Source organism: Dactylosporangium fulvum (assembly GCF_025137375.1).
GTDB classification, from domain to species: Bacteria; Actinomycetota; Actinomycetes; order Mycobacteriales; family Micromonosporaceae; genus Dactylosporangium; species Dactylosporangium fulvum.
Map to the genome: position 1 here is coordinate 3,169,712 of NZ_CP073720.1, position 10,579 is coordinate 3,180,290.

Below are 10,579 nucleotides of genomic sequence, written 5' to 3' on the forward strand. Positions count from 1 at the left end.
ATGACCATGACCAATCCGTTCGACGACCCGGACGGTACCTATCGAGTGCTGGTCAACGACGAGGGGCAGCACTGCCTGTGGCCCGAGGCGATCGAGGTTCCCCGCGGCTGGGACGTCCGGCTTGACGCGAGCAACCGGCAGGAGTGCCTCGACTTCGTCGCCCGGAACTGGACCGACCTGCGTCCGGCGAGCCTGGCGGCCGCGAAGGACGCAGTCCGGTGAGCCACCCGAGGACGCCCGTCGACGTTGACCTGCTGGACCCCGACGTCTACGCGGTGGAGAACCAGCCTCGGCTGTGGCGGCGGTTGCAGGACGATTGCCCGGTCGGATGGCACGAGCCCAAGCCCGGCGTCCCGGGCTTCTGGGTGCTGTCCAGGTACGCCGACATCATGGAGGTGTTCAAGGACCCCGCCACCTTCAGTTCGGCCCGCGGCAACATCCTGGGGACGCTCCTGGCCGGCGGTGACCCGGCCGGCGGGCAGATGCTGGCCGTCACCGATCCGCCGCGGCACCGGGACCTGCGCCGAATCCTGCAGGGAGGCTTCTCCGCCCGGTCGATGCGACGTATCGCCGACAGCGTCCGCGTGGTGGCGCGGCGGCTGGTCGCCGAGGCCGTCGAGCGCGGCGGCTGCGACTTCGTGGCCGACGTCGCGGCCCGCATTCCCCTGGAGGCGATCTGCGAACTGCTCGCCGTCCCGGTCGAGGACCGTCCGCGCATGCTGGAGCTCACCTCGACGGCACTCGATGCCGACAGCACGCCGCTGGCGGCGGCCCGAGCGCAGAGCGACATCATGAACTACTACGCGAAGCTTGTGCCCGAGCGCCGGGCGAACCCGCAGGACGACGCCGTGAGCATGCTGGCGGTCGGCGTGATCGACGGGCGGCCGCTGACCGAGGTCGAGGTGTACCTCAACTGCTACAACCTCATCATCGGCGGCGACGAGACCACCCGCTTCTCGGCGGCCGGCGGCCTGCTCGCACTGATCCAGCACCCGGACCAGTGGCGGGTGCTGAAGGAGCGGCCGGACGTGATCGACAGCGCCGTGGAGGAAGTCGTCCGCTGGACCTCGCCGGCGCTGCACATCGCACGGGTGGCGACGGTCGACACCACGATCCGGGGAGCCCGAATCTCGGCGGGCGAGATCGTCAGCCTGTGGATCGGCGCCGCCAACCGGGATGTGGAGGTGTTCGAGGACCCGTACACCTTCAACCTGGCGCGCACACCCAACAGACACATGGCCTACGGGTTCGGCCCGCACTTCTGCCTGGGCGGCGCGCTCGCCCGGATCGAGATGCAGATCCTGTTCGAGGAGATACGGAACCAGGCGGGCTCGGTCAGCCTGGCCGGCGACGTCGAGTACTCACGGTCCAACTTCCTGGCCGGCGTCAGCCGGCTGCCCGTCACGTTCACCCGGGACCGCGCCGAGGTTGTCCCGACGGCGGGGCATGGATGATGTCCGGCCGCACGAGCCCTCGGCTGCGCCCGTCACTGGCCGCTGTTCCCGGCTACACACCCGCGCGCGTCCCGGCCGGCCCGGCGTTCCACCGGCTGGCCGCCAACGAGAGCCCGTATCCGCCGCTGCCCGGCGTCGTGGAACAACTGCTGGCCACGGCCGGGGATGCCAACCGCTACCCGGACATGTGGTGCCGCGACCTGACCGCCGCACTCTCCGCCCAGCTCGGTGTTCCGGCCGCGCACATCGCGGTGGGCACCGGTTCGGTCGGCATCACCCAGCAGTTGCTGCAGATCACCGCGGGCCCGCAGGACGAGGTCCTGTTCGCCTGGCGCTCGTTCGAGGCGTATCCGGTGATGACCAGGCTGGTCGATGCCGCGCCGGTCCAGGTGCCGCTGACCGCTGACGACCGGCACGACCTGGAGGCCATGGCCCGGGCGGTGACCGACCGGACGAGACTGGTCATCGTCTGCAACCCCAACAATCCGACCGGCACCGTCGTGGGCCGTGCGGAGCTGGAGAGGTTCCTGGACCGGATGCCGGAGGAACTTCTGATCGTCATAGATGAGGCGTACGTCGAGTTCGCGGACGATCCGGATCACCCGGACGGCATCGAGCTCTACCGCGATCGTCCGAACGTGTGCGTGCTGCGCACCTTCTCCAAGGCGTACGGCCTGGCGGGTATGCGGGTCGGGTACGCCGTTGCCCACGAGCCGGTGACCACAGCGCTGCGCACCATCGCGCTTCCCTTCGGCGTGAGCCAGCTCGCCCAGGATGCGGCGATCATCGCGCTGCGCGCCGAGTCCGCGATGCGCGCTCGCGTCGTGGCGTTGACCGCCGAGCGCGCACGCGTCATCGGGCGGTTGACGGCGTCCGGCTGGGCCGTCGGTGCGTCACGTGCGAACTTCATCTGGCTCCGGCTCGGCGACCGTACCTCGGCCTTCGCGGACGCCTGCACCGCGGCGGGGGTGTCCGTCATGGCGTTCCCGGGCGAGGGCGTGCGGGTCAGCATCGGCGACGCCGCGGCCAATGACGAGTTTCTGTGCTGCGCGTCGCGGTTCCGTGCTGAACTCGCGGCGGGGGAGGGGCGGTGCACCGTATGACCACGGCGGCGGCGGAGCGGCAGTTCAAGAACGTGATGGCGGGCGTCGGCGCGCCGGTGACGATTGTTACCGCCTTCGACGAGGGTATGCCGCACGGGACCACGGTCACGGCGTTCGCATCCCTCTCGCTCGACCCGCCGATGGTGAACATCGCGCTGAGCGATCACTCCACCCTGCTACCCAAAATCATCCGGACCCGACGGTTCGGGGTGAATGTGCTCGCCGCTTCACAGGAGCAGCTGGCCGCCCGCTTCGCCCGACGCGACGTGGACCGGTTCGCCGGTGCTGAGTGGCATGCCGACGACGGTCTGCCGCGGCTGGCCGGTTGCCTCGGATGGCTGGCATGCGACGTCGCACAGGAGATCAGGGGCGGCGACCATCTTCTGCTGCTCGGATCGGTCACGAACGCTCAGCGAGCCTGGCCCGACTGTCCGTTAGTATATGCCGACCGAGTCTTCGGCACGTTTCGTCCCAGTCTCGGGACCATGCCCGCCGTCATGCCAAGGACTGCCTCATGAGCGAACGCGTCATCATTCCGCGCAACCTGGGCTTTCTCTTCATCGATTCGCATCCCGCCGGTTGTGCCCGTGTGGTGAACGACCTGTGGAGCGCGGTCGTGCCTCGGCCTCGGGGCGACGGCGACGACGACGCTCCTGTGGCTCTCGTCATCGGGTCCTCCGCCGGCTACGGACTGGCCGCCACGGTCGCCGGCCTGGCGCGCGCGGGAATCCGCGGGGTCGGAGTTGCCTTCGAGAAGGCGCCGACCGAGCGTCGGAGCGCCACGGCAGGGTGGTATCGCACCGCAGCGACCGCCGAACTGGCCCGCGCGGCCGGGCAGGACATGCGCTTTCTCAACGGCGACGCCTTCTCGGACGGCATGAAGGAACAGGTGGGCGACCTGATCGAGCAGCGTTTCGGTCGGCTCGACCATCTGATCTACTCCGTGGCCGCCCCGCGCCGGATCGACCCCGAGACCGGTGTCACCTACCACTCGGTCCTCAAGCCGATCGGTGCGACGGCCCGGACCAGGACCCTCGCCTTCGACGATGACGGCAAGGCAGAGATCCGGGAAGCGGTGACGGAGCCGGCCGGCGAAGAGGAGATCGTGCACACGGTCGGCGTGATGGGCGGGGCCGACTGGGAGCGATGGGTGACGTACCTGGCCGGCCGCCGGCTGCTCGCCGACGGTTTCAGCACGGCGGCCCTTTCGTACATCGGCTCGCCGCTGAACGCCGCCATGTATCGGCAAGGCACCGTCGGCGCCGCGAAGGCGCACCTGGAGCAGACGGCCCGGACGCTCGATGCGCGCCTCCGCGAACATTGCGGGGGCCGCGCGGTGACGTCGGTCAACGGCGCCGCCGTCACCCAGTCGTCCATGGCCATCCCGGGGATCGCCCTCTACACCGGTCTGCTGCGCCGGGTCCTGGGAGACGGCATGGTGTCTCCCGTCGACCAGCTGTCGGAGCTGTGGGACCAGCTGACCGGCGTGCGCCCGCTGCAGACCGACGACGAGGGACGAGTGCGGCTCGACACCTGGGAGCTCACGTCGGCCGTTCAGGACGTCATTGCCGACAGGTGGGATGCCGCAACCACCGACACCGTTTCGGAACTCGCCGACCTCGACTGGTTCCGCGACAGCGTCCGCCAGCTGTACGGCTTCAGCGTCCCTGGCGTCGACTACTCCATCGCGGTCGAGACCGACATCCCCTGGCCCGCCGACTGATGCGCCAGGTCGATGTCGCCATCGTCGGAACCGGCCCGAACGGGCTGGCGGCCGGGGTAACGCTGGCGCGCAGCGGGCTGAATGTCGTGCTGCACGACGCCGCCGAGCACTTCGGTGGCGGCCTGCGCACGATGCCATTGTTCGACAGCGACATCGTCCACGACATCTGCTCGGCTGTGCACCCCTTGGCGAAGGTGTCTCGGTTCTTCCGCGAGTTCGACCTGGCCGCGCGTGGTGTGGAGCTTCTCCGGCCCGAGATCGGCTACGCGCATCCACTGGACGGGGGCCGCGCCGGACTCGCCTACCACGATCTCGACGTTACGTGCGACCGGCTCGGCCCGGACGGGAAGCTGTGGCGTCGCCTCATGGAGCCCCTCGTGGCGCACAGTGTCGGTGTGGTGGACCTGGCGCTGCACGGCGGGCGCTCCCTGCCGGACGACTGGGCGGCGCCGTTCCTGCTCGGCGGGAGAACGCTCGCACACGGGACCGCGCTCGCCCGCCGGCGTTTCGCCACGGAGGAAGCCGCCGCGCTCCTGACGGGAGTCGCCGCGCATGCCATCGGCAAGTTGCCCAGTCTCGTCTCGGGTGTGATAGCCCTGCTGCTGGGCCATCTCGCCCACGGCACAGGCTGGCCCGTCCCCAAGCACGGCAGCGCCCGGATCGCCGAGGCCATGGCCGCCGACATCACGGCTCACGGTGGCACCTTTGACCTGGGCCGGACCATCACCGACCTGCGGGAGTTGGCGGGCGCGAAGGTGGTACTGCTGGACACAGGCGTGAAGGGCCTGCTGGAGATCGCGGGCGATCGCCTGCCGCGGCGCTACGCAAACAGGCTGGCCCGCTTTCGCTACGGGCCCGCCGCGGCCAAGGTCGACTTCCTCGTGTCAGAACCGATTCCCTGGTCAAATCCGGAGCTCGGCAAGGCGGGAACAGTACATCTCGGCGGATCTCGGGCGGAGATGTACCGTACGGAGTCGCTGACCGTCAGGGGCGTCGCGGTTGAAGAGCCATTCGTCCTTCTCGTTGATCCTGCCGCGGTCGACGGCACACGAGCCCGTGCGGGCAAGCGTCCGGTCTGGGCCTACGCTCATGTGCCCAACAACGACGACAGGGATCCGGTGGATCTCGTGCGGGCACGCATCGAACGTCATGCGCCGGGCTTTGGTGACACCGTGCTCGCGCAGCGCGGCGTCAGCGCTCGACAGCTCGAGGCGTACAACCCGAACTACGTCGGCGGCGACATCAGCAGCGGAGCGGTGACGCTCGCTCAGAGCGTTCTGCGCCCCACGGCCCGGTTCGACCCGTACCGCACACCGCTTCCCGGGGTGTACCTGTGTTCGGCCGCCACCCCACCGGGGCCGGGAGTACACGGGATGTCCGGCTATCTCGCGGCCCTTTCCGTGCTGCGCCGCGAGTTCGGCATCCGGACGCCGCCCCGTTTGGCGCCTGGCAGGAACACTGACGGCCAGGGATCACACGCCGCGCGCCGGCCTCGCTCCGTCCCGCGACGGTAAAACAACGGCGCTGGCCCGGAAACGTTGATCGCGAGTGAATGATCTATTTGAGCAGGATCGGTTGTTGTATGCGTGCGCATTCTTTTGGTTCGGCACCGAATTCGGGAGGAGGTTCTTTGCAGACTGCGGAATTTGCGTCAACAAGTCTTGACACGTGCCCGCAATTGGTGTCGAGGGACGTGCCGTCAATGGGTGAGTGTGAGATTCGTCACTGTCGATAGTGCTTGGCGTCAATGCCTTGTCACTGAAACGATTGGTTCCGTCACAGGAATTCGTCCGCCTTCATGCCTTGGGACGGGTGGCGCCGGTGGGCCAGACATGGAAGGGACTCCACTCGTGGCGGCAGCGCAAATTGACGTCAAATCCGTTTTCGAACTGTGACTTGGCAGTAATACCTGCAGCTGGATAGCAGGCACGCGACCGAGCACTTGATCGAATTCGGGGAATCATTGCATGAAGGTTCAGATGCTGGGCCCGTTTGAAGTGAGGACGGATCGGGGTGCGGAGGCCACGCCACGCCCGTTCAAGCTCCGTTCGCTCCTTGCGGCCCTCTGCATGAGCTCGGGTCAGCCGGTCACCGCACCCTATCTGATCAAGATCCTCTGGTCGGACGAGCCGCCTCGTACCGCGTCCACCGCTCTGCAGGTCTATGTCTCAAAATTGCGCAAGCATTTCCAGGGTGCAGGTGTCGATCCGGGCGTTCTCACGACGACACCTGCCGGCTATGCATTCCGCCCTGAAGGCAGTGTGACGGATCGGGATAACTTCGACTCGTTGGTGGCGAAGGCTCGTTCCGCTGCGGGAAGCGGCCGCGCGGAAGAGGCGGCGGCCGCATTCTCCGAAGCCCTGTCCCTCTGGAAAGGACCCGCACTGGCTGACCTTCGAGACGTGTCGGCCCTGCGGGACTTCGCCGAACAGTTGGACGAGCGGCGCAATTCGGTGTACGAGCACTGGCTCGAACTCGAGATCAAACTGGGCCGCCACTCGATGCTCACCGGCGAGTTATACGGACTTATCGCCGAGAAGCCGATATGGGAGAATCTGTACTTCTACCTCATGATCGCTCTCTATCGCAGCGGCCGCATCTCTGAATGCCTTGAGATCTACAACCGGGTCCGGCGTATTCTGATCGAAGAACTCGGCATGGAGCCGAGTTCCCGGCTCCAGAATCTGCATCACGCCGTGCTGTCCAGACAGCCCTGGCTCGATTCTGGCGAGCCCTTGGCGGTAGGGCCCTCGACCATGCTGTGATGCCTGCGTCGGCCTTCGCTCGGGTGCCGTGTCCGGCGCCGTGCGGGAGGCCGTTATGCCGGGAGCCGCGCCGTGAGCTCGGAACTCAGCAGGGAGAGGAAGCGCTCGGCGTTGTCCCTGAGGAAGAAGTGCCCACCATCGACCTCGTGATACCGGAAGTCCGCCGCGGTCTGCTCCGCCCACGCACGGACGTGCTCGGGCGGGGCGAGTGGGTCGTTCGGGCTGGTGAATGCTGTGATCGGGCAGGATAGCGGAGCCTCCTCGTGATATCGATAGGTGTCGACCACGGACAGGTCGGCGCGCAGTACCCGGATCACCATCTCCCGCAACTGCTGGTTTTCGAAGACCCATGCCGGAGTGCCGTGCATCCTCATAACCTGCTGGACGAACTCGTCCTCGGGGAGATGGTGGACGGCCGACCACGGAGGCGGTATCTGTGCGGCGCCGCGGCCCGACACGACGAGGAGCTCAGGCGCCGGGCAGCCGCCGGCGCGCAGTCGGCGTGCGGTCTCGAAGGCGAGCAGGCTGCCCATGCTGTGGCCGAGAATGGCGTAGGGCCGATCGGTGTTCTCGGCAAGCACGGCACCCAGTCTGGCGACGACATCGTCGAGTTCCCGCATCGGTTCCTCTCGGAAGCGTTCCTCGCGGCCGGGTAGCTGCACGGCATTGACCTCCACCCCGCCGGGCAGCCGGTGCATCCAGGCCCGGTACATCGACGCGCCACCGCCGGCGTACGGAATGCAGAAGAGCCTCAGCCGGGCGGTGTTGTCAGGCTTGGGGGTGATCAGCCACGGGCTTGTGTAGCTCGTCGTCCTCATGATGTTCTCGGTGGCCTTTCCGTGGGTCGGCTCGGTCAGCGTCACGTCGCGGCGGGCAACCGCTGCGCACATGAATCCAAGGCATCAGCGACGGAACGCACGTGTCGTACCGCCGTCAGGTAATGCTCGCGGACGAAGCCGCGCGCGCCGGCGTCGGCGAGCCAGTCGAGCAGACCGCCGAAGTGGTCGTCGGGGTCGAGCAGGACGATGGGTTTGGCGTGCGCGCCGACCACACGTTCCGTCCACGCGCTGAAGATCTCGTCGCAGGTGCCGAGCCCGCCCGGCAAGGCCAGAAATGCGTCGGCCGCCACGGTCATCTGCTGTTTGCGGGCGGCGACGCTCGAGGTGACGATCAGCCGATCGCAGTCGCGGTCCGCGCGGTACAGCAACGAATTCGAGACGATCCCCACCGTTTGCGCGCCGCCCGCGCGAGCGGCGGCGGCCACCGCGCCCATCATCGAGACGTGTTCGCCGCCGGACACCAGCGTCCATCCACGGGCGGCCAGAGCCGTTCCCACCTCTTCGGCCAGCTTCAGGTACCGAGGGTCCACGGACTCCGAAGCGCTGCAGAAGACGCACACTGCAAAGGTCATGGAAGCCGTCCTGTCCGGTCCGTAGTCACACGTCTGCCTGGAGAAGGTGTTGGCCGTCAGCAGGCGGATGGTCGGACGCGATCAGCCGGGCGACCTCGGTCCGCAGTGCCACCTTGTTCACCTTGCCGACGCCCACCAGCGGCAGGGCCTCGGCCAGGATGAGCCGTTCCGGCAGCTTGTAGCGAGCCAGCCCGCTGTCTTCCAGAAAGCGCCGCAGTTCGAGCAGGGTTGGTGCAGGCTCGCGGGCGTTCACCACGACGAGGCATACGGCCTCGCCGTACACGGGATGGGGCATCGCGACCGCCGCGGCAGCGCCGATACCCGGATGGGTCAGGACGACACCCTCCAGTTCGTCGGCCGGGATCTTCTCGCCGCCCCGGTTGATGACGTCCTTCAGCCGCCCTGCGACCACGAGATTGCCGCTGGGGTGGACCCGCACCAGGTCGCCGGTGCGGTAGTAACCGTCTTCGGTGAACGAACGGGCGTTGCCTTCGTCGTCGCGGTAGTACCCGGCCAGCACGCTGGGGCCCCGGGTGAGCAGCTCGCCGATCTCTCCCGCGCTCACCTCGCGTCCGGCCTCGTCGACGACGAGGAACTCGTCGCCGGCCGCCGCCGGGCGGCCCTGCGTCTCGTCCACCACCACGTCCGGGTCGTCGAGCCGGGTGAAGTTGAGCAGGCCCTCGCTCATCCCGTACACCTGCTGGATCTGGCAGCGCAGTTGCTCGCGCGCCTTGCGCGCGGTGGTGGTGTCCAGCCGGGCGCCACCGACCTGCAGCACCTCCAGGCTCGTCAGGTTGTGCCGGCCCGGCTCGATCGCCGCCAGCCATTGGAGGAGGACCGCAGGGGTCAGAGCGCAATGGGTCACCCGTTCGCGTTCGATGAGCGACAGGGTTCGTCGGGCGTCGTCCGGAGCGGCCAGCACAACCCTGCCCCCGCGTGAGAGCGTGCCGAGGATCCCGGGATGGCCGAAGACGAAGCTGTGCGACGCCGGCAGCACCGCCAGATAGACGGAGGCTTCAGTCAACCCGGACACCTCGGCCGCGGAGCGGACGACGTGCCCGAACGCCTCGTGGGTGCGGGGAATCGCCTTCGGCGGACCAGTGGTGCCGCTGGACAGCAGGAACAGGGCGTTGTCCCGCGGCCCCGGCGGCTCCGGCACCTCGGCGGCAAGAGGGCGCCGGTCGTCCTGCGGGATCCGCACGCCGGGGAGTATGCCGCCCAGTGTCAGTGCGGTCAGGTCGGTCAGCTCCTCGGCCTGTGCCGCCGTCGCACTGCGGTCGTCGTCGGTGACGAGCAGCGTGCGGATCTCCGGGTGCCGATCCCGGAGGCGCTCGGCCATCGCCAGATGGTCGAAGCGCCGCGATCGGCGCGGCACGGCCATCGCCACCGGCCGGGTGACGCGGATGATGTGGTCGAGCTCGTACTCCCGCAACGCCGGCAGCGTCACCACCGGCGGTGCGCCGAGCCGGATCAGCGCGAGCACGACGACCACGTGTTCGAGGCTGTTGGGCAGCTGGACGAGAACATGGTCGCGCCGGCGGATACCGAGGCGATGCAGCCGGGAGGCTGCGGCGTCGACGGCTGCGGCGAGTTCGCCGTAGCTGAGCCGGCGGTCGCCGTCGACGACCGCGCAGCGGTCCGCGTACGACGACGAGCTGCCGAGGGCGACATCGGTGATGGGCAACGGCAGCCACCAGCCGCGTCGGCGGTATTCCTCGGCGCGGTCCTCGGGGACGCGCACGATGCTTTCGGTCACGGTCGTACTCCGTCGGCGGCCCGGCGCGCGTCCGTCCCCTGCGCGGCGTGTCGGTCGACCAGCTCGGCGAGCTCGGCAAGGGAGTAGTCATGCTTGTCCCAGAGATCAACTTCGGTGCGCAGCTGCTCCTCGATCTCCAGCTCCAACTGAGCTGTCTCGGTGGAGTCGAGGCCAAGGTCGGACCGCAGGCGGCAGTCGGAAGTCAATTCGTCCTCACGGACGCCCAGCTGCAAGAGAATGCGTCGCAGTTCATCGAGGGTTTCGTTCACAGAAACCTCCTGGAGAAGAAGTCGCGTGGTGCGCCATCATGCTAGCCGCCTTATGGGTAAAAGATTCCCGCGCGAAGATGATGTTCCGTGCTTCTTTA

Annotated in this window: 11 protein-coding genes; 7 read left to right on the forward strand and 4 right to left on the reverse strand. The window is 68.1% G+C overall.

What is annotated here, in order from left to right; genetic code table 11:
* Positions 1-6 precede the first annotated feature (6 nt).
* The 7 genes from Dfulv_RS14575 (at position 7) to Dfulv_RS14605 (ending at position 7,045) form a co-directional block, all read left to right on the forward strand.
* Positions 7-222, forward strand: coding sequence for an MbtH family protein (locus tag Dfulv_RS14575; RefSeq protein WP_259863493.1), 216 nt, complete (start codon positions 7-9; stop codon positions 220-222).
* Entirely contained in the window at positions 219-1,454 is a 1,236-nt protein-coding gene (locus Dfulv_RS14580) for a cytochrome P450 (protein ID WP_259863495.1), read from the forward strand. The genes Dfulv_RS14575 and Dfulv_RS14580 overlap by 4 nt, the downstream gene beginning before the upstream one ends.
* Entirely contained in the window at positions 1,451-2,557 is a 1,107-nt protein-coding gene (locus Dfulv_RS14585; protein WP_259863497.1) for a histidinol-phosphate transaminase, read from the forward strand. The genes Dfulv_RS14580 and Dfulv_RS14585 overlap by 4 nt, the downstream gene beginning before the upstream one ends.
* Entirely contained in the window at positions 2,554-3,075 is a 522-nt protein-coding gene (locus Dfulv_RS14590; RefSeq protein WP_259863499.1) for a flavin reductase family protein, read from the forward strand. The genes Dfulv_RS14585 and Dfulv_RS14590 overlap by 4 nt, the downstream gene beginning before the upstream one ends.
* The gene (gene fabV, locus Dfulv_RS14595; RefSeq protein ID WP_259863500.1) at positions 3,072-4,280 is read left to right on the forward strand and encodes an enoyl-[acyl-carrier-protein] reductase FabV; all 1,209 of its coding nucleotides are present in this window, start codon (positions 3,072-3,074) and stop codon (positions 4,278-4,280) included. Before Dfulv_RS14590 ends, fabV begins: the two co-directional genes overlap by 4 nt.
* On the forward strand, positions 4,280-5,794 hold the full coding sequence (locus tag Dfulv_RS14600; RefSeq protein ID WP_259863501.1) for a phytoene desaturase family protein: 1,515 nt from the start codon (positions 4,280-4,282) through the stop codon (positions 5,792-5,794). The genes fabV and Dfulv_RS14600 overlap by 1 nt, the downstream gene beginning before the upstream one ends.
* Positions 5,795-6,247: 453 nt before the next feature.
* Positions 6,248-7,045 carry an AfsR/SARP family transcriptional regulator gene (locus Dfulv_RS14605; protein WP_259863502.1) on the forward strand — a complete coding sequence of 266 codons (798 nt, stop codon included), beginning with the start codon at positions 6,248-6,250 and terminating at the stop codon, positions 7,043-7,045.
* A gap of 53 nt (positions 7,046-7,098) precedes the next feature.
* Here Dfulv_RS14605 and Dfulv_RS14610 read toward each other — a convergent pair whose 3' ends face one another.
* Genes Dfulv_RS14610 through Dfulv_RS14625 form a run of 4 tightly spaced genes read right to left on the reverse strand, consistent with a single transcriptional unit; the run spans position 7,099 to position 10,481 of the window.
* Positions 7,099-7,908 (reverse strand): thioesterase II family protein, encoded by an 810-nt coding sequence (locus Dfulv_RS14610; RefSeq protein WP_259863503.1) that lies wholly within the window; start codon positions 7,906-7,908, stop codon positions 7,099-7,101.
* A complete protein-coding gene (locus tag Dfulv_RS14615; protein ID WP_259863504.1) occupies positions 7,905-8,456 on the reverse strand; it encodes an LOG family protein in 552 nt (183 codons plus the stop codon). Before Dfulv_RS14615 ends, Dfulv_RS14610 begins: the two co-directional genes overlap by 4 nt.
* Before the next feature lie 25 nt (positions 8,457-8,481).
* The gene (locus tag Dfulv_RS14620; RefSeq protein ID WP_259863505.1) at positions 8,482-10,212 is read right to left on the reverse strand and encodes a (2,3-dihydroxybenzoyl)adenylate synthase; all 1,731 of its coding nucleotides are present in this window, start codon (positions 10,210-10,212) and stop codon (positions 8,482-8,484) included.
* Positions 10,209-10,481, reverse strand: coding sequence for an acyl carrier protein (locus Dfulv_RS14625; protein ID WP_259863506.1), 273 nt, complete (start codon positions 10,479-10,481; stop codon positions 10,209-10,211). Before Dfulv_RS14625 ends, Dfulv_RS14620 begins: the two co-directional genes overlap by 4 nt.
* Between the last annotated feature and the right edge of the window lie 98 nt (positions 10,482-10,579).

Bases quoted from the DNA above. Each gene is read 5' to 3' on its own strand.
- Dfulv_RS14575 (WP_259863493.1), top strand. From the start codon at position 7: ATGACCAATCCGTTCGACGACCCGGACGGTACCTATCGAGTGCTGGTC.
- Dfulv_RS14585 (WP_259863497.1), top strand. From the start codon at position 1,451: ATGATGTCCGGCCGCACGAGCCCTCGGCTGCGCCCGTCACTGGCCGCT.
- Dfulv_RS14590 (WP_259863499.1), top strand. From the start codon at position 2,554: ATGACCACGGCGGCGGCGGAGCGGCAGTTCAAGAACGTGATGGCGGGC.
- fabV (WP_259863500.1), top strand. From the start codon at position 3,072: ATGAGCGAACGCGTCATCATTCCGCGCAACCTGGGCTTTCTCTTCATC.
- Dfulv_RS14600 (WP_259863501.1), top strand. From the start codon at position 4,280: ATGCGCCAGGTCGATGTCGCCATCGTCGGAACCGGCCCGAACGGGCTG.
- Dfulv_RS14605 (WP_259863502.1), top strand. From the start codon at position 6,248: ATGAAGGTTCAGATGCTGGGCCCGTTTGAAGTGAGGACGGATCGGGGT.
- Dfulv_RS14615 (WP_259863504.1), bottom strand. From the start codon at position 8,456: ATGACCTTTGCAGTGTGCGTCTTCTGCAGCGCTTCGGAGTCCGTGGAC.